The organism is Dorea sp. AM58-8 (assembly GCF_003464045.1).
GTDB classification, from domain to species: Bacteria; Bacillota; Clostridia; order Lachnospirales; family Lachnospiraceae; genus Claveliimonas; species Claveliimonas ammoniilytica.
On sequence record NZ_QSDM01000006.1, the window covers coordinates 93601 to 117750 of the forward strand.

Here is a 24150-nt window from a genome sequence, read left to right on the forward strand (position 1 = left end):
TTATCGTCTGACCTCACGTTGTCTTTACATCGTAATAATCATACACCTTTTTTTCTATTAATCAAATATGATATAACATTTTTATTTTTCAAAAAGTAAAAGGCCGGGCAGTCTCTCGACCGTCCGGCTTGTTACCTGTCTGTATTATTCACCTTTAAAGAAATTAATGATTCTTGTCAGCAGACCATCTTTGAAGCCACTTACGTCTACATTGCTGTCTGTAATGATATCGCTTCCCAGTGCAGAATCATCGGTATCATTCAGAATACCGTCTCCTGATCCTACGAAGAAACTCTTAACAGAATTCCACACACCTTCCAGGGCACCCACTTTACCGCTCAGATTATTCAATGTGTCTTTAATAGAATCCAGATCATAATCATACTGTGAGATCTTCTCCATCAGCGATACCAACTGCTGTTTCTGATCATCTGTCAGTGTTACATCATGTTTCTCCGCGATCTTATCTACCGCATCTCCGATTTCATCCGGATCTGTCAGACCCTTGTCCAGAATCTCTTCCTTCACTTCACCAACTACCTGGGTGGCTTCCTCAGAACCGATAGAATCAGCCAGATCACCGGTTGTGATCAGTTCTTCCATCGCAGCTTCCTTCTTGCCCTCGTCCAGCTTCTCTCCGCTGGCAGTCTCATATGCCATAATAATACCAGTCAATGCGCCTGTTCCTGATACTTCAAACGGGCAGGCTGCGATAACATTGCAGTTCTCCATACCGGCGGTTGTCAGTGTACTTGCGATCATTGCACTTGTTACAAAGTTCAGGTTCGCTGTCTTTACCTTGATTCCACCGGAATTGGTCGGTTCTACGTATGCACAGCTGTTTGTTGTGTTGCCGATCTGTTCAGCTGTTGCGATACCTTCCATATATTTTACTTCATCAGAATGTGTTACAATAATAGTTCTTACCTTGTCCGCAGAAGTACCAAAATACTTGTACATTGCATCTCTCTGCTCTGTAGTAAGATTCTCACCTAATGTAACTACATTATCTGTATCTACCTGATCTCCCTCGATCACATCTGTCTTATCTGTACTGTCCTCAGCATCCGCATCTGTAGTATCAGCTGTTGTGTCCTTTGTATTCTCTGAATTGTCTCCTGTTGTGTCCTTATCCTGTGTATCAGAGGTCACATTCTCCGTTTCTGATTCCGATGAAGAAGACTTTTCAGAATTACTGATGTCCTCAGTGCTTTCTGATGACTCTGTGCTGCTCTCTGTCTGTGATGACGCATCTGACGCATTTGCCATCATCGGCAGACTTGCTGTAGTCAAAACTGCTGCCATAAGAATCGGCAGTACCTTTTTCATTTTCATATACTTCTCCCTCCTGCATCCTGATGATGCTCCCCATTATTATTAATCATTATTTCCAAGAGGCGAAGAAGATTACTCTCTTATTCATGTAATCCACTTCACCTCCACATAATATAGCACAATCTTTTCCGATTGTACACGAAACTTTTCTTATAATTTTGTAAAGACTTTTATAAGTTTTATAAGAGTTCCTTTATCCTCTCTGCAAATATCTTCTCATCGATAACTCCCTGCATGATACTGTACACTTCGCCATCCCGAAATGTCACAAAGGTCGGCACTATATCTGCGCCGTATTCCGCAGCCAGCACCGCCGATTCTTCAATCTCTACTTCACAGAAGCGGATACGCTCCGCATATCTCTGCTCCAGCTTCTCCAGCACAGGTTTCATCATGGCGCATTTGCCACACCATACTGCATAAAACATCACTACCACAGGACCCGGGTAGTGTTTTGCTTCCATCGCGAAATTCTTAGCTGTCAAATGAATCATCTTGTTATCACCTCTCGCTATAGTATACTCTTTACAGCTTATCTCGTTGCAATCCGCTTATCTCCCTGCGATCAGCTTATGGATCGGATTGCCCATGGATGAGAATTTCGCTTCGTATTCTGTCATCACGTTCCCCTGATTCATCGTCTCATCGTGATGCAGATCCCAGGTACTCGCCTCAAGTGTCCACCCTGCCTCAGTCACCTCTTCCAGTGAAAATGCGAACAGATCCCTGTTATCCGTCTTAAATTCTACTCTTCCATCTTTTGCCAGTATCTGATCGTATCTCTTCAAAAATTCTTTTGAAGTAAGACGTCTTCTTGCATGCCGTTTCTTCGGCCATGGATCCGAAAAATTCAGATAAATCCTTGCTACCTCTCCCGGCGCAAATGCATCCGTGATAAGACCTGCATCCATGCAGACAAACCGGATATTCGACAGCTCCGGATCTACGGTCAGCTCCGGCAGTTCCATTCCTTCTTTGCCCGGCACAATGTCCCTTCCACAGAATTCTTCGTATTTCTCCACAGCACGCAGTAACACACTGGAATACCGTTCAATACCGATATAATTAATATCCGGATTCTGCTTTGCAAGTGTCATCAGAAACTGACCTTTTCCCATACCAATCTCAATGTAAATCGGATGATCATTGCCAAAAATCTGATTCCATTTTCCTTTTTGATTATTTTCCTCTTTGATTACAATAGGGTGTGCCTGAAGCACACCCTCTGCACGCGGTATATTTCTAAGTCGCATGTCATCTCCCTTTCCGTCGCACTCACGTGCGTTCGTCTTTGTACGCTCCGAACGCTAAGTTCGCGTGCAAACACGCTCACTTTCCGTTGCACTCACATACCACTTTCGTCATGAACTCTCGGCTGCCAGCAGCCGGAGTTCCTTCCTCCGTGGTGCGTTCGTCTTTGTACGCTCCGAACGCCAAGTTCGCGTGCAAACACGCTCACTTTCCGTTGCACTCACATACCACTTTCGTCATGAACTCTCGGCTGCCAGCAGCCGGAGTTCCTTCCTCCGTGGTGCGTTCGTCGCTATCGCTAAAATTCAAAAATCGCCACTCCATATGCCGGAAGCGGATAAGCAAATGAATATGGTCTTCCGTCACATTCGGATTTCTCTGCTTTGTATACAGCCGGTCTCTTCTTACCGGTTCCGCCATATTTTTCTTCATCACTGTTCAGAATCAGGCGGTACTGTTTGCGCTTCGGCACACCAACACGGTAATCTTCTCTTGCCACCGGAGTGAAACTAATCACAAAGAGCAGATTCTGCTTGCCGCCTTTTGCATGGCGTACAAAGCTGTAAATGCTTCTGTCTCTGTCATCCGCATTGATCCATTCGAATCCTTCCCAGGTGTTATCCTGCTCATAGAATGCCTTTCTGCGGCGGTACAAATGAAGCAGATCACGTACCCAGCTCTGCATCTGCTGATGCTCTTTCTCAGCCAACAGATACCAGTCAAGTTCCCGCTTCTCACTCCACTCTCTGAGCTGTGCAAAATCCTGACCCATGAATAGAAGCTTTTTGCCGGAATGTCCCATCATAAATGCATAAGCCGCTTTCAGATTCTCGAACTTCTCCCAGCCAAGCCCAGGCATCTTATTGATCATCGAGCACTTCAGATGTACCACTTCATCGTGTGACAATACCAAAATATACTTCTCACTGTACGCATAACTCATGGCAAATGTCATATTGTAATGCGCTCCCTTACGGAATAACGGATCCAGCTTCATATACTCGGTAAAATCATGCATCCATCCCATGTTCCATTTCAGGCTGAATCCAAGACCGTCATCTTCCACCTCTCCGGTCACCTTTGGCCACGCTGTAGACTCTTCTGCAATCATCACTGCGCCCGGATTACGACCAAGCACTACTGAATTCAGATGCTTAAAGAATTCCACTGCCTGCAGGTTCTTATTGCCGCCGAATTCATTCGGTACCCATTCGCCGTCCTTTTTACCATAATCAAGATACAGGATCGATGCCACCGCATCCACGCGGAGTCCATCGATATGGAAATGCTCGATCCAGAATAATGCGTTGGATATGAGGAAGTTCTTTACCTCGTTCTTGCCAAAATCAAAGATCTTGGTTCCCCAGTCCGGATGCTCGCCCATTCTCGGATCTGCATATTCATACTCCGGTACACCATCAAAGTCTGCCAGACCATGTGCATCCTTCGGAAAATGTGCCGGTACCCAGTCCAAAATAACTCCAATCTTGTTCTTATGCAGGTAATTGATCATCCACGCAAAATCTTCCGGCGTACCATAGCGTGATGTCGGTGCAAAATATCCGGTCACCTGATAGCCCCAGGAGCCATCAAACGGATGCTCTGCGATACCCATTAACTCTATGTGTGTATATCCCATATCATGGACATACTTGACAATCTCTTTTGCAAATTCACGGTAATTATAGAAACCATCCTCGTCTTCCGGATGCTTCCTCCACGAACCGATATGCACCTCATAAATGGACATCGGCTTCTCTTTGTGATCCCATTTCAAACGTTGATCCATCCACGCCTTATCTGTCCATTTAATCTTCGATATATCCGTAATACGAGACGCTGTTCCCGGTCTCAATTCTGCATAATTCGCATATGGATCTGCTTTGTAGAGCAGCTCTCCTTTTTTTGTCTCAATGCAGAACTTGTACATCTCGTTCTCTTTTGCGCCTTCCACAAAACAGGTATAGATTCCTACCGGATCATTCCTCTCCATTACATCCGCAGTCAGATCCCAATCATTAAACTCGCCAATGACAGATACTTTCTGTGCGTTCGGTGCCCACACCGCAAAATATGTACCCTTTTTATCTCCATCTTCAACCAGGTGTGCACCCAGTTTTTTATAAACCTCATAATGATTGCCCTGTCCCAGCAGATACTGATCCAGTTCGCCAATCTCGTATGGTTTCACTCTCCTCTTTCCCTCCATAACTTCACCCTCTTCTGGTCATATTTCTTTACATATAATTATACTTGATACCCCCGTAAAAAGAAAGAGTTTTGAACAGCAATCTGTCCAAAACTCTCTTTTGTACTATCTTCTTTTTATTAGATTCGGAAGTCATCCTCTTTCAGAATGATACGGTCTCTTTCATCGGTTCCTTTACCGAATACTCGTCTTGCAAAATGCTTTACATTTGCTTTCTGCGAATGGTCAATGGCATCATCCATAATCTCTTTTACTTCTGCAACCGTCACTGCGTGATCCTCTCTCTGCATTACATCGATTCGGCTATACAGTGCCAGAATACCCATTTCATCCAGTTTATAACCATTTTCCTTCGCATAGGTCTGTCCGAATGTTACCAGCTCATCGTTGATAAATACCGGAAGTTCCAGCTTAGAAGTGAACTTCTTCTTGAAAGACGGATTAGCAGTAAAGAGCTTCTCCAATGGTTTTCTCTGATCCTCCAGAACTACCAGAAGTTCTCCTGTTCTCTTCTCCATCAGGCGATTCAGATCACGAACGGTTCTGGTATTCAGCTGGCCGGCCTTCTCAATGATGATCGCACCGCCGCGCAGCTTCTGTACGATACCTCCAAGTTCTTTCTTGTTCAGAGACTCTCCTGTAACAATTGCTACCTTGCCTTGTTTCAGATTTCTCTGCTTCTGAATTGCCTTTACAATATCTACTGCAAGAACGGTCTTACCAGATCCCTTATGTCCGATAACCACGATATTACCGGTACGTGATGTTCCTTCTCTCCGCTCTCTGCGGTCATTGTCCAGAACTTCTACGATCTGTTCGCTCATGCCTCGTACCGGTACGAAATAAGAGAATAACTGTTTCTGCTCCTCTGTCAGACCGGCGCGAAGACCGATCTCACTGGTAGCACTCAGATCATAACGTCCGGTTACTACGAATCCTGTGTCAAATGGTACGCCTCCGCGTCCTTTCTTGATACGTCTCTGGATCTCTTCCTCACTAGGTTCTTCAATCGTCAGATCATCGATGTTGCTAAGATCCGGTTCCGGCTCTTCTTCCTCGAACTCATCCTCAAAGTCGCCCTCTTCAAATTCGTCTTCCTCGAATTCATCATCGTCGTATGCTTCTTCACCTTTCGGCTCTTCCTCATACTCATCATATTCTGCGTCGAGATCATCATCCAGGAAGTCATCATTCACATCGTCTTCTTCAAATTCATCATCGAAGAATCCCTGATCATCGTTTTCTTTTTCTGCATCAGTCTCTTCCAGTTCACGGAGCAGATCTGCTAGATCATCCGTTTTATCCGGAACTTCTTCATATTCAGCTTCCTCGAACTCGTCCTCTTCGAATTCGTCCTCATCTGCTTCTACTTCTTCCAGTTCAGCTTCCTCAAATTCGTCTTCCTCTGCCTCTACTTCCTCCAGTTCAGCTTCCTCGAACTCATCCTCTTCGAATTCATCTTCATCTGCTTCTACCTCTTCCAGTTCAGCTTCTTCGAATTCGTCTTCCTCTGCCTCTACTTCCTCCAGAGCTTCTTCGATTTCCTGAGTTTCCTCTTCTTCCTGCTTTCTGCGGGCTTCCGCTTCAACCTTAGCCTTCTCAGCTGCCTCCTGCTCCAGACGTCTCTCTTCTGCTTCTGCTTCTTCAATCGCACGTCTGCGCTCTTCTTCTGCTCTCTGCTCTGCCAGCAACCGTTCTTCTTCTGCTCGCCGTGCCGCTGCTCTTCTGGCTTCTTCTGCTGCCTTCTGTTCAGCAATACGACGTGCTTCCTCGGCCGCTCTCTGCTGTTCTTCGATGCGTCGCGCTTCTTCCTCACGACGTTTCTCTGCTTCCAGCTTCTTCTGCGCAAGGATCTCTTCATCTTTCTTCTTCTGGATCTCAATCGCTTCCGCATTATCCTTCTGCTTAGCTTCCCATGCCTGCAGAATATCGTCAATCTTCATCTGACCGGTTACACGCAGATCTTCATCTGATTTATTCAATGCTTTGCTTTCCGGATTCTCTCCATTCGCAACCGCCATTCCCTTTTTCAGTGCCTCTGCAAGGGTTGCGCCCTTTACAGACTGGCGCAGACCGGATCTCTTATGTGGCTTTTCTGCCGGTTCTTCTTCTGACTTCTCAGCTTCTTTCTTCTCAGCTGTCAGCGGAACTTCCTCTGTCTCAGCTACTGCCGCAAGAGCCTTTGCTGCGATATCTTCTGTAGATACCTCTTTTGGTTCTTCTCTAAGAATCGATGTCTCCGCTCCTTTATCCTCACCTTTATCTGTGTCTTTTTCAGAGGATTCTGCCACAGCATTCTCCGGTGCTTCTTCAACCGCCTTAGCTTCCTCTTCCTGCTGTTCCTCTGCTTCTTCAGACTCAACCGCCGGATGCTCATATGCTTTCTTCTGGCTGTTGTATTTCTCCTGCTGAAGCGGTGTCAACGGCTTATACTTCATCTTAAGCTCCATCGCTTTATAAACGTATTTACCTTCGCTGAACCACAGGATCAGATCATCACATTCCTCCAGACACTCTGCCGTCATACCGGTCTGATCATACAGACATGCTAACTCGTATGCCCATTTTTCAATATATTCTGCTTTCTTAAATTCTTCCAGCGCATCAATCTGCTCCGACAGCGGTGCACGACGCGCCTTCAGAATCTTATATTTTAAAATGTACTGATTCGGATCTTTCGGTGCCAGCTTCACAAATTCTTCATAGCAATCGGAAGCTTCATCCACATCATTCAGCCTGAGTGCCAGTGTTCCCAGACGATAGATCGTCTTTCTGCTGTTTGGTGCACGATCATATGCTACAAACAACACATCCCTGCTCTTCTGATATTCTCCGTTAAATTCATATATCTCACTGACGCTGTTCAGCATCGCCGGATTCTTCACCCGACGCCAGTCTATGGTATCCGCAATCTCCATCGCTTTTTTATAACGCTTGCGCTCCATATGCTCCAGCATCTGCTCTGTTTTTACCCGATATTCATATTTATCCAATGTTCTCACCTCAAAATGTTTCAGTAATACTGCAAACTATGTTTTTATATAGCTTATTTCAGTTTAACATACGGTGTATTCATTGTCAAAATTTTCGCGGTAAGTTGTTAAAAATCTGTTACAATTTCATTACTATTCCAGACGACATTTTCTACAAGATCAAGTCGTCTATTTTCTGATAATCCGCCATATCATAGGCTTCGATAATGTTTCCCTTAACCACATACAACGTATTATCCACGTAGACTCCTCGCGCCGACTGGTAGCCATTTCCATTAACCGTCTCATTCATCAGACATTCAAATCCATTTGTATCATTATAGGAAAATACATAATAATTCTCACCGTTGTTTCCATCTGCCGCAAATCCAATCACATTTTTCTCCGGATCAATCAGCACTGCCTTGTAATCATACATCACAGCTGCGCTGTAGACATTTTCCAGTGTGTACTTCTGTATCTCTTTCACATCACTGCTGTCACTGATATCAAACATGGACAGTTTCACGCCATTCGTGGTAAATCCATCCTCATCCACATCCATACCGATGCCAAGCAACAGATTTTCTCCATAGAAATGCAGATATTCGGAAAATCCTGGTATCTTTAGTTTCCCGATGATCTTCGGATTCTTCGGGTCCGACAGATCTACGGAAAACAACGGATCTGTCTGCTCATATGTCACAAAATACCCCGTATCTCCCAACAGCCTCGCAGAATATACCTGTTCTCCCTCTGCAAGCCCGGTGATCGATCCAACTTCCTTCATATTTGAATCCAGAATATATAATCCATTCGTCTCGTCATCGGTAGTGACCACCCGCAGATAGCCATCATATTCATCAATGCTGAAGGAATCATTGATATATCCATCCACCTTGCCGGATGCCTCTGCTTTCAGTTTCCCATCTTTATAAGAAATACGCTTTATCACGGTCTCCGTTTTATCTGACCATTGAGTCTCATACCAATAGATGTTGTCGTTGCTCACATAAAGTTCCCCACCATCGCTGAAAATGGCTTTGGTGTCCTGAATTTCTCCTGGCTTCGCAACATCTACCGAACTTACCACTTCGTACATATATGCCTGAGAAAACGGCGGCAGGTAAATGTCATCTGCCTCCAGCATCTGTTGATTCACATACGGAATATAATCTTTCTTATCCTTTGGTGTTATTCCGCTCGTTACATCGACCGAATACTGAGTAAACAGATACAGATGTCCGTCCGTCAAACGAGAGGATGTGTAAGATCCACTCTGTGTCACTTCCCCTGCCTTCTCTGGCTTCTCCGGATCTGTAATATCATAAGTTGTCACCCTTGTATCTGTCGAAGCATACGTCCAGGTACCATCCTCTCTCTCCTGATTAAATTCGCTGACGAGAATCAGATGACCATCATTGACATAGAATTCTCTGGCTTGGTCATCATCTTCAACCCTTACCGATGCTACTTCCTTCAGTTTGCCATTTACGGTATCTACGATACTCACAGAGCTGCCATTATCTTTTAATGTATACAGATAACGTCCATCTGTCTTAACCACATCTGCTTCGTCTACACCTTCCTGACGTACATTGGTTTCTGAATACACTGCATTTTCTGAGGATTTGCTGTTCTGCGCCACTCCTGTATCCACGGCCGCCGCTGAATTCGTGCTCGATGAATCTTCTGCTGATTCCGTCACAACGCCCCGTTCCAGCATTCCGGTATCTGTGCCATATTGGTCATCCTGATTCGCCTGCAGATATTCATAGATCTGATCATAGCTTTTCGCTGTCTGAATGTCGGAACTCTCAGCCTGATCGGTTGCTGTATCTTGTTTTTCTACAGGTGATACTCTCTGTGGGCTTTTCTGAATCCCCCACACTGCGCCGCATACCAACAGACAACAAGCTGCCGCGAGTCCTGCCGTATACCCTTTCTTCCAATGATACTTTTTCGGTCGCTCTGACAACCGCTTTTCTATCTGATCCGGCCGCAGACTGTCTGGAATCTGGATATCTTCTGATTTCTTGCGAAGCTGTTCTATCATATCTTCTTCCCATTTATTCATAACCTGCGCCTCCCTTCTTCAACACCATACTCATCTTACCGATTGCTCTGCTTCTCTTAGAACGTACTGTCCCATCTTTTATATGGAGAATCTTGCTGATCTCCTGACTCTGATATCCACCATATACTGACAGACCGATGATCATCCGCTCCTCTTCAGAAAGCACCGCAAGTGCACGCCTGAGATCAAGGCGCAGATTCATCACATCTTCTCCCGCCGCCTCGTCTGATAATTGCTCCCACACATTTTCATTCTCCACCGGACTCTGCTTCGCCATTGCCTTTAATTTGTGCTTGCACACATTTGACAATATCGTAAACATCCAGCTTTTGAACGCATCTTCACTGCGCAGCGTATGTATCCTCTCATACCCTTTTATAACAGTCTCGCTCACTACATCCTCCGCATCATGGGGATTCCTCATCATACACAATGCATAGCGGTACAGGTCTTTATAGATAGTCTCATACATTCCGGCAAATGCTGCCGCATCACATTTCATGCTGTACCTCCTTCGAATCTCATTTTCTTGTTTACTTATCGATACCATACGTGGGCCGTGTTCATGACTTATGACTCTGGTATCTATATATAAGATTACTGGAATTCACGATTTGTTGCATTAAATTTTAGATTTTTATTTGACTTACTAACGATTTTTCACTTTCTAATTTTAGTTTCTTTGATATTTGTTTACTTCTTTTCAACATCTAAAATGAGGAACTCAAATTTTTCTTTAAATTTAAGTTCCTCATTTCACTTTCTCAATTATCCTCTATAGTAATTGATCAGACATCCTTTCAGGATAATCTCTCTTTCTACGTCTGTCAGCTCGCCGAGCTTCCATGACAATTCTGTGACCTCATCTCCGATCACATATGCATGGATCACTTCATCTTTATCTTCTACCGCTTTTCGGATATCCGGTACAAAGATATAATCTCCGTTCTTAAAGCTCAAATGCTCATGTTCTTCTTCTGTGATAAATGGCAGCATACCCCAGTTGATCAGATTCGAACGATATCTCTTGGTCGCATACTCGTTGGCAATATTAGCCCAGCCGCCAAGTACCTTCTGACAGGATGCTGCCTGTTCTCTTGCCGAACCATCTCCTGGTTTTACCGCAAATATCGTGCTTCCGATTCCCAGATTGCTCCGGTTTACACCTTCAAAGTTATCATGCACCTTACTCATGATTGTCTGTAATTCTGGCAGTGCTGTCTTCGGGCAGGTGTCTGCCTCGATTGCTTTCTGTGCCTTCTGTACTTCTTTTGCCCGTCCTACATATCCCGGATCTTTTCTTGACAGCGCAAATTCCGCGAGTCCGAGTGGATTAGAACGGTAAGAAGATGTCTCGCCTGACGGAATCAGCTCATCTGTCGTCGTTACCGGATCATGGATCTCCGATACTACTTTCAGTAACAAATTCTGTGGCAGCGGCTGCATTTCCGGCCAGTCCTTGATATTCGGTCCAAATTTAATCTCCACAGACGGATCTGCCACGCCATGACTGTCAAACACACGGTTCGCATAGATCTTACTGTCGAAGTGATACTTCTGTCCCTTATACTGTACATCCAGATCCGTTGCAGGTGTCAAGAAGCCTTTATTCGCTGCAGTTGCTGCAATGGAACGCGCATCCATCAATGCTACTGACGCGATCTGTCCGCTCTGAAGTTTCGATCCTTCTCTGTTCGGGAAGTTACGGGTAGAGTGACGGATAGAGAATGCGTTGTTCGCCGGAGTATCTCCCGCACCAAAGCATGGTCCGCAGAACGCCGTCTTCACAATCGCTCCGGATTCGATCAAATCAGCCACTGCTCCATTTTTCACCAGCTCCATATAAATCGGCGTACTTGCCGGATATACGCTGAATGTAAATTCGTCCGCACCGATATATTTGCCCTTGATAATGTCTGCTGCCGCGCAGATATTTTCAAATCCACCGCCGGCACATCCCGCGATCAGTCCCTGATCCACATAGAGCTTGCCGTCTACAATCTTGCTCTGCAACGAATAATCTACCGCGCCATCCAGACTTACCAACGCCTTCTTCTCTACTTCATGAAGAATATCTTCCAAATTCGCATTAACTTCATCGATCGTGTATACATTGGACGGATGGAACGGCATTGCGATCATCGGTTTGATCTCACTCAAATTTACATATACCATACCGTCATAGTACGTCACTGCTCCCGGATTCAGTTCTTTATAATCACCCTCACGTCCGTGAATCTCATAGAACTCGCGGATCTTCTCATCCGTCTTCCAGATAGAAGACAGACAGGTGGTCTCTGTGGTCATAACATCGATACCGATACGGAAATCTGCACTCAGCTTATCCACACCGGGACCGACAAATTCCATAACCTTATTATTCACATATCCATTACCAAACGTCGCACCGATAATCGCCAGTGCTACATCCTGAGGACCGACACCCTTCCTCGGCTCGCCGTCCAGATAGATCGCAATGACTTCCGGCATGCGGATATCGTAAGTCTTATTCAACAACTGCTTTACAAGCTCCGGTCCTCCCTCGCCCATTGCCATAGTACCCAACGCACCATAACGAGTGTGGCTGTCAGAACCAAGAATCATCTTTCCGCCACCTGCCAGAATCTCTCTGGCAAACTGATGGATAACAGCCTGATGAGGCGGTACATACACACCGCCATATTTCTTTGCACATGTCAGTCCAAACATATGATCATCTTCATTGATCGTACCGCCAACTGCACACAGTGAATTGTGGCAATTAGTCAGGACATAAGGAATCGGAAATTTTTCCAGTCCGGATGCTCTCGCAGTCTGTATAATACCGACAAATGTAATGTCGTGAGATGTCAGCTTATCAAACTTAATCTGCAGCCGTTCCATATTGCCAGATGTATTGTGCGATTCCAGAATGCGGTAAGCCATCGTCTGCTTTACGGCTTCCTCTCTGGATAGCTTCTGTCCGGTCTTCTGCTCCACTTGACGCGCATCTTCTGCAATCTCTGTTCCATTCAGAAGATATACGCCTTTATCGTAAAGTTTTACCATATTTTTCTCCTCCTTCCAGCCCCTCTTAATGGACTGACTTCGTTTGTTTAGTGTAACACAAAAAGCGGTTGCCATACAATAAGCAACCGCCCTTTATTATTGGTTATTCAGATATTTTAAATGCTTTTCTACCATAACCGCAATCTTAAATGTCAGTGCGTCCTCAAAGACTCTGACATCCAGACCTGTCTTCCGCTGAATCTTCTCCAGGCGATACACCAACGTATTCCGGTGTATAAATAACTTACGGGCTGTCTCAGAAATATTAAGATTATTATCGAAAAATGCATATACCGTGACCAGTTCTTCATCATCGAACATCTCCGTTGCATTTACAGCCAGCACTTCTTTCAGAAACATTTCGCACAGAGATCTTGGTAACTGATGAACAAGACGTCCGATGCCAAGTTCATTATATGCCAGCACACCGCGCTCTCCATAAAATACCCGTCCCACTTCCAGTGCCATGTCCGCTTCTTTATATGAACGAGATACCTCTTTCAGCTCCTGCACGATCGTTCCGTAGGATACTCTCACATTCACCATTGCTTCCATACTCAGAGTATCTACGATTACTTTCGCCATCTGCAGGATCTCCGGGTAATCCTCTTTATTTTCCAGTTCTTTTACTAATATAATATGTCCTTCGTCTACCGCTGTAACAAAATCCCTGGTTCCCATACCATAAAGTCCACGCATTGTTTCAAGTACCAGATTGTCATTCTCATCCTTCGGTTCTACGATAAACACGACTCTCCGTCGCTCATTTGCAATGTGCAGTTTTCTTGCACGATTGTAAATGTCCACCACAAGCAGATTGTCTAACAGCAGATTCTGAATAAAGCGATCTTTATCCATCTGTTCCCCACATGCTTTCATCAGCCCGACCACCTGAATAACGCCCATACGCCCTGCCAGCATACGGTCATCGCCAGTCCCGGTCAGTGCCAGCACATACTCCAGTGCACGATCTGCATATATGGCAAATAACGCTGTCTCTTCATCCGTTCTCTCCGATATATCTTCCATTTCACTGTCTTCTATAAAGCTTTTTACTTTGTCCTTCAGAGTCTCAGACTCCGATGCGGATGACGCCATACTCTCTCCATCCGCTCCCCACAGTGAAGTCTCATATCCCGATACTCTCTTGATATCCTGTATTGTTTTCTGAATCACCTGATTCGTCAGCAAACAATCCCCTCCCATTCTGCATCCTGCAGCTTTCTTCTTTCATCACCCGCATGCGATAATCAAAGCGTGCAATCTCAACTTCTGTTTTCTGATATTTAATATAACTGCACACCGCCACAGTTGCAACCATAATTGGGAGAATTACCTTTATTTTCATACGCACCTTCTTTCTGATTCCCCTGCCCACACAACATATGTCTATTATACATAATTCGTGTTAATTTGTGAGAAATTGTGTCGTTCCGCCCTGTCGCCTATACTATTTCGGTAAAGTCTGTAATCCATAATATGGTAATGCAGTTTATGAATACAAATGGAGACGATGAATCCTCATCGTCTCCTGTGTCTCTTTATAATTTTTCCAATATTCTAGTTTGTAATCGTCAATTCGGTCTCTTTATCGAATACATGGATCTTCTCCGGATCAAGTGCAAAATCGATCATATCATTCGTTCTTGCCTTGGTATCCGGTTTTACTCTTGCAGTCATATTCGCTCCATCGTAATCGAAGTACAGGAATACTTCCGCTCCCAGCATCTCGTATACACGGATCTTCGCTGTGATCACTGTATCACGGTGTGCTGCCAGGTATTTCGGATCATCATGAATATCTTCCGGACGAATACCAAGAACAACTCTCTTGCCATCATATCCTCCATCGATCAGCTTCTTAGCTTTGTCCTTCGGCAAACGGATATCGGCATCCTGCAAAGACAGGATCACGCCGTCCCCTTCTACGCAGCAAAGCGCATCTACAAAGTTCATCTGCGGAGATCCGATAAATCCTGCTACGAACAGGTTGTTCGGCTTATCATACAATACCTGTGGTGTATCTACCTGCTGTACAATACCACCATTCATAACTACGATTCTGGTTCCCAGCGTCATAGCCTCTGTCTGGTCATGTGTTACATAGATAATGGTAGTTCCCAGTCTCTGATGCAGTCTGGAAATCTCTACTCGCATCTGTCCACGAAGCTTGGCATCCAGATTAGACAGTGGCTCATCCATCAGGAATACCTTTGGATCACGTACAATCGCACGTCCCATCGCTACTCGCTGACGCTGACCACCTGACAATGCCTTCGGCTTACGATCCAGCAATGGCTCCAGATCCAGGATCTTAGCGGCTTCACGAACCATCTTATCAATCTGGTCTTTCGGCACTTTACGGAGCTTCAGTCCAAATGCCATATTGTCATATACAGTCATATGAGGATACAGGGCATAGTTCTGGAATACCATCGCAATATCACGATCCTTAGGATCTACATCATTCATCTTGGTGTCGCCAATGTATAACTCTCCACCTGTAATATCTTCCAGACCTGCGATCATACGAAGTGTTGTAGACTTACCACATCCTGATGGTCCGACAAAAATAATAAACTCTTTATCTTCAATTTCAAGATTAAAATCTTTTACTGCTTCATATCCGTTTGGATATGTTTTATTAATATGTTTTAATGATAAACTTGCCATGTTCGTTCCTCCTGAGTAAACAGTCTTTTTCTACTGTCATCCATTATACCGAATCCATTCTTTGGTTACTATGACCAGGTTGAACAATCTTTTTACCGATTCTTAGTCAGATTGTCCAAGTTCAAGTAGCATTCTGTATATATCGCGTTTGCTGACTCCACGATCTTTCGCTACCTGCTTCATTGCCGACTTGTGATCCATGCCCTGAGACTCATAATGTTCCATATGTGCTTCTAACGGCATTTGTTCCCACTGCTCCTGCTCTTCTGCCTTCAGTTCCTCCCGGCTTCTGCCCTCGATCACCAGTACACATTCCCCTTTTGGTGCATTTTCCTGATAATACTCACAGGCTTCCGCAATATGTGTCTGCCATGCAGTCTCATGCTTCTTCGTCAGTTCCCGGCAGATAGTAATCCGACGGTTGCCAAGCGCTTCCAGTAGTTCCTTTAACGTCTTCACCAATCGATGCGGTGCTTCGTAGCAGATAACCGTGCGAGTATCATTTTTCAGCTCTTCCAGTACCTGCTGCCGTTCTTTTTTGTCCGAAGGGAGAAATGCTTCAAATGCAAATCTTCTGGTGGACAATCCTGATAATGTGAGCGCGGTAATACATGCTGCAGCTCCCGGCAACGATGTTACCGGCACTCCGGCCTCATAACACATCTGCACCAGTTCTTCTCCCGGATCAGAAATACCCGGTGTACCCGCATCTGTGATCAGTGCCAGATTCTTTCCCTCCAGAAGCATCTGTACTAACTTATGTCCTTTTTCAATTTTGTTATATTCATGGTAACTGGTCATCGGTGTCTTAATCTCAAAATGGTTCAGCAGCTTGATACTGTTACGGGTATCTTCTGCTGCGATCATATCCACTTCTTTCAATGTCCGAATTACCCGAAATGTCATATCTTCCAGATTACCGATTGGTGTCGCACACAAATATAATGTTCCCGGATTCATAATTATCCTCCTGTAACTGTGCTTTATTTCTTATCTTTTACTCTGCCGTTCTGCTATCTCTCTTCCCGGCTCTTCTTCATATCGCCGTACATAGCCAGTACTTCTTCTGTATAACTTCCATCCTGTTCATATACGATCAGCGGTGCTTCCACCTGCATCCGTGGTCTGCCATTCTTCATGCCTTCGATCAACACCATACTCGGTTCCTTATCGACTCTGGAATATACGAGACGCATCCGCTTCGGTTCCAGCTTTGCCCTGCACATCTCACACATGATTTCCGGCAACCGGAATGGACGATGAACCATATAGAATCTGCCTTTGTCTTTCAATAACTTCGCACTCTGTTCTACCACATCCTGCAGTGTGCAGTACACTTCATGTCTGGCAATGTACTTGGCTTCGTTGTCATTTTTCAGACCATGCTCTCCGATCATATACGGAGGATTTACCGTAATAACTTCAAAAGAGGCTGCGCCATACAGGCTGCCGCCTCTTTGATATCTCCGGTCTTTATCTCGATTTTCTGTTCCAGATCATTATACTGCACACTCCGTCTCGCCATATCCGCGCTGGCTTCCTGAATCTCCAGCCCGCCGTAAAATGCGCCCTGATTCTTGGATTCCAGCAGAATCGGAATCACACCGGTTCCGGTTCCAAGATCCAATGCTTTCTCGCCACGCTTCACACGGGCAAAAGACGACAGCAACACTGCATCAATACCAAAACAGAATCTGGACGGATCCTGGATCAGATAATATCCGCCCGTCTGCAGATCATCCAGACGTTCGCCCGGATGGATCAGCTCATTCTTATCGTATTCTCTACTCATCGTTTAATTTGGATGCTCCGTTCTTCTCTTCCAGACCTCTGAGTTCCTTCATTTCTTCCTTAGAAACACGATTATTCTTTCTGCGGCGCGGTTTGAATCGAAGTTCATCCACTTTATAATCACGCACTTCCTTTTCGTCATTATCCAGTGATACAATAACCTTAACCGTCTGACGCAGTACATTTACCGACTGTACTTCTCCTTTCAGCTTCTCCGGTGTGGTCACATAGTCGCCGATAGATGGTAAATGACTGTTCAGTTCTTCGTATGTCTCTTCCTCATTGGTCAGACAGCACATCAATCGTCCACACACACCTGAAATCTTAGTCGGATTCAATGACAGATTCTGCTCCTTCGCCATCTTGATCGATACCGGTGCAAATTCTGTCAGATAAGTATGACAGCACAGCGGTCTTCCGCAAATGCCAATGCCTCCGCGGATCTTTGTCTCATCGCGGACGCCAATCTGCCGCAATTCGATTCTGGTGCGGAATACACTTGCCAGATCCTTTACCAGTTCGCGGAAGTCGATACGTCCATCCGCTGTAAAATAAAACAGTACTTTGTTATTATCAAATGTATATTCTGCATCGATCAGTTTCATTTCCAACCCGTGCTTGCGGATCTTTTCCTGACAGATCTTAAATGCCTCTTTTTCCTTTTCCCGGTTCTTTGCCTCTCTCCGCACATCATCCTGTGTGGCAATTCGGATAACCGGTTTCAATGGCTGGGATATCTGATCATCCGGCACCTCTTTTATACCGGTCACCACTGAACCAAACTCCACGCCACGCGCAGTCTCTACGATTACTTTATCTCCCGCTTTCAGTTCCAGTCCTCCTGGCGAGAAGAAATAGATTTTTCCTGCCGTGCGGAATCTTACTCCAATTACTTTTATCATTTAGCCGTTCTCCTTTATTGTAAGACACAGAAGCTCCATAACCAGCTCGAAATTAACATTCGCATCCAGTCTGGTCTTCGCCTTTTCAAGACTTTCCAGTATCAGCTCGATACCTTCATATGAACTTCTGGTCGCCTGCTCCTTGATGCTGGATACCTGATCCTTAAATACAATCTCATTCACATCTTTGGTCGCCTTATATAATAACACATCTCGATACCATATCATAATAATATCCAGATAATCATTGATTTCTAATTTATATGTCTGACATCTCTTGATCGCTTTTTCGATCTCGCTGATTTCCATATCATGGATATATTTCAAAAGCTGTACTACTTCATCACGGATCTCCCCGAAATGTTCGGACTGTGCCAGCATGATTGCTTTGCCCATATTGCCCTGTGCAAATGCTGTACAGATATCAGCCTTGTAATCCGGTACTTCCAGCTTCTCCATCAGGTATTTGCGGATCAGCTTATCGCGGATATTGCGCAGCTTCAACATGACACATCTGGAAGTGATGGTCGGAAGAAGCTTCTCTGCATTCTCAGTCAGAAGAAAGATCACCGCATACTCCGGTGGCTCTTCCAATGTCTTCAGCAATGCATTCTGCGCCTGCGTCGTCATCAGATCTGCCTCCGGTACAATATAAATCTTATATGGTCCCTGATACGGCTTGATCTCAATATCGTTATTCAGCTGTGTACGAATGTCATCCACACTGATCGTATTCGGCTTCTCATGCTGCACCCAGATTACATCCGGATGATTGCCACTATCTGTCTGTTTGCAGGAATGACACTTGTTACAAGGCGAACTTCCCTGTTCCTCACAAAGCAGCGTCTCTGCAAAAAGCGTTGCCAGCATCTTCTTACCCGAACCACGTTCTCCGTTTAGAATGTACGCATGAGAAACCTTATTAGCGTTCACTGCGTTCTGAATATATTCGATAATATTTTTATGTCCTACTACGTCCTTAAAGCTTCCCATTGCACATCACTCCTGTTATCTCATTTAAACATGTCTCCATGTCCGTATTTCTATATCTTTTATCTATCCCGAGACGCTTCAGATTCTCCTCGCAGAAATCTTCTTCATCCGCAAGAAATCTCCGGCACATCTCTTTATACTTTGGAACTGCCTGTCTGCGCTCCCGTTCCAGTGCTCTTGCAAGCCGTTCCCCATCTTCCACTTCTATATAGATCGGAACCAGATGCTCCGCACCATAATATTCCCGGATCTTCTCATAGGTCTCCAATGTGCCGATCAACAGATAATCACCTTGCTCCAGGTCAATCTGACCGTCATCTACGGTAAAATATTTCCAGATACCATGTACCGTGTTATATGCCCGAAGCTCCACGATCTTACCGTCTGTTTCCAGCTCGGCAAGCTGCTTATCATCCACAAAATGATATTCCACTCCGTCCTGCTCGCCTTCCCGGATCGGTCTGGTTGTATACGGCACTACCCTGTGTATCTGCGGCAGTCGCTCCAGAACCTTCTGATACAGCGTATCCTTTCCTGATGAACTTTTTCCCATCATGCAATATATCTTCCCCATGTCTGATCCTCATTCTCTTGTGTATCTTACTATATCTACAGTCATTTTACCAGTTTTTTTGCACTCGCAGATAATCGTCTTTTTCTAATCCCTCTATGGAAAATCCTACTTTTCGGTAATCTTGCAGCAACCTTACCGCCTCTTCTGTCACCTGTTCACCCGGCACGATCAACGGACTTCCCGGCGGATAAAGATAGGCATATTCCACTGATATTCTGCCCACACTCTCTTCCCATAATACCATCTCGGTCTCTTCCAATGGAATTTCAAGCGCCCTGGCACTGTTCATGACCTGCGGATTCTTAGGGAGTCTTCCCATAGCATCCTCCATAGCTTCCACCACATCATTCAGCGCCATCTGTTTGCCCACGTTCATCTGCTCATTTTTCAATCCAATCTCGCTGTCTATCTCCAGAAATGCCTTTACTAATCTCTGAAAACCTTCATCCGTATCACTGACCGACGTCATTGCAATCACATAAGTCCCTGCCGCCATCTCCATCTGCAAATGGTATTTCACACGCAAAATGCGATACAGTTCCCTTCCACTAAGGCCAACTCCCTTCGCCGATACAACAATCTTAGACCAATCATAATGCTCCGTCTCCAAAAGCTTCAAGTACTTCATCTGCTTCAGCTGCGCCCGGGCTTCCTGCAATCTCTTCACATACGGTACAAACATCTCGTCTCGTTTTTCTGCCAGCAGATGCACGCAGTTATCGATCGACGCCATCAACACATACGAAGGGCTGCTGGACTGCAGCATATCCAGATAACGGAAGATCCGTCTGCGATCTGCAAGTTCACCCTGTACATGCAAAATAGCTGTCTGTGTAAGCGACGGCAGTGTCTTGTGAACGCTGTGAATTACCACATCAGCTCCTTTTGCCAGTGCATTTTTATCAAAATACGGATGAAATCCCAGATGTGCTCCATGTGCCTCATCCACGATCAGTGGAATACCATATGCATGCACCACTGCGGCAATTCCTTCCACATCAGAAATCACGCCATCATATGTCGGAGACACGATTACCACAGCGCGTATGTCCGAATGCTCCATAAGCGCAGTCTTCACTGCGCTTACAGAAATATAAGTATTCAGATGTAAATCCTCATCAAATTCCGGATACAGATAGACCGGATTCAATTCATTCAGATAGACTGCGTGATAGACTGATTTGTGGCATTGTCTGGCAAATAGTATCTTATCGCCCTTCTTCGTGCAGCCAAGTATCGCACTCAGGATTCCTACTGTACTTCCATTCACCAGAAAACGGCTTTCTTCCGCGCCGTACACTCTGGCTGTCAGCTCCTGCGCATCTTTCAGAATTCCACTTGCGTGATGAAGGTCGTCAAACCCTTCAATCTCCGTGATATCGATTCCAAATGGAAGATTGTCGCCCCAGGATGTCTGTCTCTTATGCCCCGGCATATGAAATCCGTAATAATCCGATGCCTGGTAGGCACTCAATCTGTCATATAATCTCTCCATATTACCATCCTTATTCTTATGATGAACTTCTTATCTATTTTACCAGTTTACATACATTATATCAAGATATGCAGTCTAATTTGTCTCGCATTTGACTCTCTACTTTCAAGAAGACCTTCTTCTCATTATCATGCCAGATATTCCTCCAGAATTTCCCGGATCAACACTTCCTTAGATACATTTTTATCCTGCCTTGCAGGTGTCGGCTTTGTCACAGACTCCCTTGCAGGCTCTCTTTCAGAAACTTTCTCTGCTTCTCTTTTAGGAACTTTTTCCACTTCTCTTTCAGGGATTTTCTCCGGTTCTCTTATGGTTTCCCTTATGGATTCTCTTGTCGCTTCCTTTACCGGCATATTTTCAGGCATAAGTTCCGGAACAGGCTCCTGTTTCATTTCCTGCTTCTCCTCTGGCATAATCTCCGGTACTGATTCTTCGTATTTTGGCATACTCTTTTCCCGGCTCTTTTCGTATTTGCGCGCACAGAAATTATCCAGATAATCTACCATATATGTGCGTATTGCCTGCAGACGATAATTCTCATCTACTGACACCCGCAGTGCAAATAAAATAACACCTGCGACCAGTCCAAATGCGCCATTACGCAGTACCTGATCATTCATTCCATGAAGCACGTATTCTCCAAGTGCTGCCAATACACCGATTGCCGCACAGATCCACGCCGTCCCCTTTTCTAATCTTCGCCAGCTGTGAAGTGACAATCCTGCAATTCGGTATTCATATATGTATTTCTCCACAAACACTTCCACATTCTGCACACGATCACTTACCATACACGCATGCTCATATTTTGCCCGGATCAGGCGCATCAACGGATGCGTGCTTTTCCCCATATTTGCTGCCGCCCATACCAGTTTCTTAAGCGTCACCCCTGTAATAATTTTACTGATCAGCCCGATCGATGCCACAGCCCCCAGTAGCACAAACTGCAAATGCCTGTCCATTATCATTTCCAACATAATAAATGCCCTCCTTCTTTGTTTCGATTATACTCGAAACGCCGAACGAGGGCGGAAAAACCGTTCTTCATATTTCGCATAGAGTTCTGCGAGTTTTCTCATATTCTGTCAGGCTTGTCCATCTCTGTCAGATCTAGTCACCTCGCATTCAGCCATAACGCTACGCAAGCTTTGTCATTAATTTCTCCACAAGTCGTACACTGTGGGCAATTGCTTTCTTCTCAAAGGTCGGATAGTCCTCAGATGCACTGCCATCTGCCTTGTCCGAAATAGCACGAATAATGACATACGAAATGTCATTGAGGTATGCGGTATGAGCAATTGCAGCTCCCTCCATCTCCGTACACAGTCCGCCAAAATTACTGCGGATCTTCTCTTTCACTTCATCAGAAGCCACAAACTGATCTCCGCTTACCACTCTTCCGGTAAATGTATGAATATCCGGATTCGCTTCCTCATTCGCCTCTACTGCCAGACGGATCAGCTTCTCATCAGCCGGAAACGCCAGAATATCCATTCTCGGCACTTCTCCCAACGGATAACCAAATGCAGTCGCATCCATATCATGATGAAGTGCATCGGTAGAGATCACCATATCTCCAATATCAATCTTTGCATCCAGCGAACCCGCGATTCCTGTGTTAATCAATGTATCTACATGAAATTCCGATGCCAGAATCTGTGCACACACTGCTGCATTGACCTTACCAATACCGCTGCGCACCACGGTCACCTCTTTACCTTCCAGCTTACCTGCCACAAATTGCATAGAAGCCCGGTCTGTTACCTTCTCCACTTCCATCTTCTCTTTTAATGCTGCTACTTCTTCATCCATAGCTCCGATAATACCGATCATATCTCATCCTCCTTTTCTACCTCCGATAGTATACCATGTTTTTCATGACGACTCTATAATTCTGTGCACATTTTTACTCTGGTATTTTCTATCTGCTTCTGTTATAATGCCGATAGATTTTATCAGAGTAGGAGGATTTAAGATATGCAGTATAAAACACGCGGCACCTGTTCACAGCTGATCAATCTGGAGCTGGACGGTGATGTAATAAAATCAGTAGAATTCATCGGTGGATGTGACGGCAATCTGCAGGGCATCTCAAAACTGGTAACCGGCATGAAGGCCGAAGACGCCATCAAGCGTCTGGAAGGAATCCAGTGCGGATTCAAACCAACATCCTGTCCGGACCAGCTCGCAAAAGCACTTCGTCAGGCATTGGCACAGTAAGCATTCATAAATACGTGTAACCTGATTTAAGAAAAAGAGACCGTCTCCCTCGGTCTCTTTTCCTTTTTCGTGCTGTTTACTGTTCACTTTTGTCTCTCCACTTCCAAAAGCCACAGCAGCACTTTTCCATATTCAGTTTTCATTAATACAAGAACAGATGACGCTGCCAGGCTCTCCGGCTGTTCTGTCCACCTATGATTCGGGGCGGCCGCATATATCCCTACGACCTGACATGTTGTGTGTAACCCAGAGAATCTGTCTCCTGTTTGTTCTCTACTATCCTCATAGACTTCCGTTACAGCTTTCCTGCCAGAACTTATGCATCAACGTCAGGAATCTGCAGTTCCTGTGGGGAATGTGACGTCACTATGGTTTCTCCACATATAGGCCATCCGTCGCAGAATCACTCATGTCTCCATCCGCAGAATGAACACATCTTACTCGGTAATACCAATCACCCTCAACTTCCAGTTTTTTGCTGGTACTTACAAGGTCTGCATCGGTATTCTCCTTATGCCAGCTAGTCACATACTCCCATTCTTTGTCTTCCCACTTAGCGCGTTCCACAATAACGGTAATCTGTATTGACTTACAGGTATGTTCACCGATA

General features: G+C 45.1%; 20 protein-coding genes and 1 pseudogene. 1 reads left to right on the forward strand and 20 read right to left on the reverse strand.

Annotation, left to right across the window (positions count from 1 at the left end; genetic code table 11):
* Positions 1-144: 144 nt before the first annotated feature.
* The 19 genes and pseudogenes from DXA18_RS06630 to DXA18_RS06720 all read right to left on the reverse strand — a co-directional run bounded on the left by DXA18_RS06630 (position 145) and on the right by DXA18_RS06720 (position 23153).
* Entirely contained in the window at positions 145-1335 is a 1191-nt protein-coding gene (locus DXA18_RS06630) for a DUF1002 domain-containing protein (RefSeq protein ID WP_243007057.1), read from the reverse strand.
* A 179-nt stretch (positions 1336-1514) separates the two neighbouring features.
* Positions 1515-1829 carry a thioredoxin family protein gene (locus DXA18_RS06635; RefSeq protein ID WP_118383231.1) on the reverse strand — a complete coding sequence of 105 codons (315 nt, stop codon included), beginning with the start codon at positions 1827-1829 and terminating at the stop codon, positions 1515-1517.
* A 57-nt stretch (positions 1830-1886) separates the two neighbouring features.
* Positions 1887-2588 (reverse strand): tRNA (guanosine(46)-N7)-methyltransferase TrmB, encoded by a 702-nt coding sequence (trmB, locus tag DXA18_RS06640; RefSeq protein WP_118383232.1) that lies wholly within the window; start codon positions 2586-2588, stop codon positions 1887-1889.
* Between the two features lie 296 nt (positions 2589-2884).
* A complete protein-coding gene (glgB, locus tag DXA18_RS06645; protein WP_118383233.1) occupies positions 2885-4795 on the reverse strand; it encodes a 1,4-alpha-glucan branching protein GlgB in 1911 nt (636 codons plus the stop codon).
* A gap of 119 nt (positions 4796-4914) precedes the next feature.
* Positions 4915-7752 carry a hypothetical protein gene (locus DXA18_RS06650; RefSeq protein ID WP_199665553.1) on the reverse strand — a complete coding sequence of 946 codons (2838 nt, stop codon included), beginning with the start codon at positions 7750-7752 and terminating at the stop codon, positions 4915-4917.
* 187 nt (positions 7753-7939) lie between these two features.
* A complete protein-coding gene (locus DXA18_RS06655) occupies positions 7940-9844 on the reverse strand; it encodes a beta-propeller domain-containing protein (protein ID WP_118383235.1) in 1905 nt (634 codons plus the stop codon).
* Positions 9837-10346 carry an RNA polymerase sigma factor gene (locus tag DXA18_RS06660; protein ID WP_118383236.1) on the reverse strand — a complete coding sequence of 170 codons (510 nt, stop codon included), beginning with the start codon at positions 10344-10346 and terminating at the stop codon, positions 9837-9839. The genes DXA18_RS06655 and DXA18_RS06660 overlap by 8 nt, the downstream gene beginning before the upstream one ends.
* A gap of 266 nt (positions 10347-10612) precedes the next feature.
* Positions 10613-12892 (reverse strand): hydratase, encoded by a 2280-nt coding sequence (locus tag DXA18_RS06665; protein ID WP_118383237.1) that lies wholly within the window; start codon positions 12890-12892, stop codon positions 10613-10615.
* A gap of 96 nt (positions 12893-12988) precedes the next feature.
* Positions 12989-14083 (reverse strand): PucR family transcriptional regulator, encoded by a 1095-nt coding sequence (locus DXA18_RS06670; protein WP_118383238.1) that lies wholly within the window; start codon positions 14081-14083, stop codon positions 12989-12991.
* Complete coding sequence (locus tag DXA18_RS15635) at positions 14022-14240, reverse strand: hypothetical protein (RefSeq protein ID WP_118383239.1); 219 nt, start codon at positions 14238-14240, stop codon at positions 14022-14024. Before DXA18_RS15635 ends, DXA18_RS06670 begins: the two co-directional genes overlap by 62 nt.
* A 212-nt stretch (positions 14241-14452) precedes the next feature.
* Positions 14453-15565, reverse strand: coding sequence for an ABC transporter ATP-binding protein (locus tag DXA18_RS06680; protein WP_118383240.1), 1113 nt, complete (start codon positions 15563-15565; stop codon positions 14453-14455).
* 102 nt (positions 15566-15667) lie between these two features.
* Positions 15668-16525: a 16S rRNA (cytidine(1402)-2'-O)-methyltransferase gene (gene rsmI, locus DXA18_RS06685; RefSeq protein ID WP_118383241.1), complete on the reverse strand. Its 858-nt coding sequence runs from the start codon at positions 16523-16525 to the stop codon at positions 15668-15670.
* A 53-nt stretch (positions 16526-16578) separates the two neighbouring features.
* A pseudogene (locus DXA18_RS17345) lies at positions 16579-17357 on the reverse strand (tRNA1(Val) (adenine(37)-N6)-methyltransferase).
* A complete protein-coding gene (locus DXA18_RS06695) occupies positions 17350-18258 on the reverse strand; it encodes a PSP1 domain-containing protein (RefSeq protein WP_118383242.1) in 909 nt (302 codons plus the stop codon). The pseudogene DXA18_RS17345 and the gene DXA18_RS06695 overlap by 8 nt, the downstream one beginning before the upstream one ends.
* On the reverse strand, positions 18259-19251 hold the full coding sequence (gene holB, locus DXA18_RS06700) for a DNA polymerase III subunit delta' (protein ID WP_118383243.1): 993 nt from the start codon (positions 19249-19251) through the stop codon (positions 18259-18261). It lies immediately after the preceding gene.
* On the reverse strand, positions 19238-19825 hold the full coding sequence (locus DXA18_RS06705; RefSeq protein ID WP_118383244.1) for a guanylate kinase: 588 nt from the start codon (positions 19823-19825) through the stop codon (positions 19238-19240). Before DXA18_RS06705 ends, holB begins: the two co-directional genes overlap by 14 nt.
* A 46-nt stretch (positions 19826-19871) precedes the next feature.
* On the reverse strand, positions 19872-21320 hold the full coding sequence (locus tag DXA18_RS06710) for an aminotransferase class I/II-fold pyridoxal phosphate-dependent enzyme (protein ID WP_118383245.1): 1449 nt from the start codon (positions 21318-21320) through the stop codon (positions 19872-19874).
* Positions 21321-21448: 128 nt separating this feature from the next.
* The gene (locus DXA18_RS06715; protein WP_118383246.1) at positions 21449-22297 is read right to left on the reverse strand and encodes a hypothetical protein; all 849 of its coding nucleotides are present in this window, start codon (positions 22295-22297) and stop codon (positions 21449-21451) included.
* Positions 22298-22457: 160 nt separating this feature from the next.
* A complete protein-coding gene (locus tag DXA18_RS06720) occupies positions 22458-23153 on the reverse strand; it encodes a 5'-methylthioadenosine/adenosylhomocysteine nucleosidase (protein ID WP_118383247.1) in 696 nt (231 codons plus the stop codon).
* A gap of 144 nt (positions 23154-23297) precedes the next feature.
* On the opposite strand from DXA18_RS06720, the gene DXA18_RS06725 reads away from it, so the two are divergent.
* Positions 23298-23540, forward strand: coding sequence for a TIGR03905 family TSCPD domain-containing protein (locus DXA18_RS06725; RefSeq protein WP_118383248.1), 243 nt, complete (start codon positions 23298-23300; stop codon positions 23538-23540).
* Positions 23541-23906: 366 nt separating this feature from the next.
* Here DXA18_RS06725 and DXA18_RS16080 read toward each other — a convergent pair whose 3' ends face one another.
* On the reverse strand, positions 23907-24107 hold the full coding sequence (locus DXA18_RS16080) for a hypothetical protein (protein WP_330424447.1): 201 nt from the start codon (positions 24105-24107) through the stop codon (positions 23907-23909).
* Positions 24108-24150 lie beyond the last annotated feature (43 nt).

What these genes read in the sequence shown, in the direction of transcription:
- DXA18_RS06630 (WP_243007057.1), bottom strand. Translation starts at nt 1,335, where the DNA reads ATGAAAATGAAAAAGGTACTGCCGATTCTTATGGCAGCAGTTTTGACT.
- DXA18_RS06635 (WP_118383231.1), bottom strand. Translation starts at nt 1,829, where the DNA reads ATGATTCATTTGACAGCTAAGAATTTCGCGATGGAAGCAAAACACTAC.
- trmB (WP_118383232.1), bottom strand. Translation starts at nt 2,588, where the DNA reads ATGCGACTTAGAAATATACCGCGTGCAGAGGGTGTGCTTCAGGCACAC.
- glgB (WP_118383233.1), bottom strand. Translation starts at nt 4,795, where the DNA reads ATGGAGGGAAAGAGGAGAGTGAAACCATACGAGATTGGCGAACTGGAT.
- DXA18_RS06650 (WP_199665553.1), bottom strand. Translation starts at nt 7,752, where the DNA reads ATGCTGGAGCATATGGAGCGCAAGCGTTATAAAAAAGCGATGGAGATT.
- DXA18_RS06655 (WP_118383235.1), bottom strand. Translation starts at nt 9,844, where the DNA reads ATGAATAAATGGGAAGAAGATATGATAGAACAGCTTCGCAAGAAATCA.
- DXA18_RS06660 (WP_118383236.1), bottom strand. Translation starts at nt 10,346, where the DNA reads ATGAAATGTGATGCGGCAGCATTTGCCGGAATGTATGAGACTATCTAT.
- DXA18_RS06665 (WP_118383237.1), bottom strand. Translation starts at nt 12,892, where the DNA reads ATGGTAAAACTTTACGATAAAGGCGTATATCTTCTGAATGGAACAGAG.
- DXA18_RS15635 (WP_118383239.1), bottom strand. Translation starts at nt 14,240, where the DNA reads ATGAAAATAAAGGTAATTCTCCCAATTATGGTTGCAACTGTGGCGGTG.
- DXA18_RS06680 (WP_118383240.1), bottom strand. Translation starts at nt 15,565, where the DNA reads ATGGCAAGTTTATCATTAAAACATATTAATAAAACATATCCAAACGGA.
- rsmI (WP_118383241.1), bottom strand. Translation starts at nt 16,525, where the DNA reads ATGAATCCGGGAACATTATATTTGTGTGCGACACCAATCGGTAATCTG.
- DXA18_RS06695 (WP_118383242.1), bottom strand. Translation starts at nt 18,258, where the DNA reads ATGATAAAAGTAATTGGAGTAAGATTCCGCACGGCAGGAAAAATCTAT.
- holB (WP_118383243.1), bottom strand. Translation starts at nt 19,251, where the DNA reads ATGGGAAGCTTTAAGGACGTAGTAGGACATAAAAATATTATCGAATAT.
- DXA18_RS06705 (WP_118383244.1), bottom strand. Translation starts at nt 19,825, where the DNA reads ATGGGGAAGATATATTGCATGATGGGAAAAAGTTCATCAGGAAAGGAT.
- DXA18_RS06710 (WP_118383245.1), bottom strand. Translation starts at nt 21,320, where the DNA reads ATGGAGAGATTATATGACAGATTGAGTGCCTACCAGGCATCGGATTAT.
- DXA18_RS06715 (WP_118383246.1), bottom strand. Translation starts at nt 22,297, where the DNA reads ATGTTGGAAATGATAATGGACAGGCATTTGCAGTTTGTGCTACTGGGG.
- DXA18_RS06720 (WP_118383247.1), bottom strand. Translation starts at nt 23,153, where the DNA reads ATGATCGGTATTATCGGAGCTATGGATGAAGAAGTAGCAGCATTAAAA.
- DXA18_RS06725 (WP_118383248.1), top strand. Translation starts at nt 23,298, where the DNA reads ATGCAGTATAAAACACGCGGCACCTGTTCACAGCTGATCAATCTGGAG.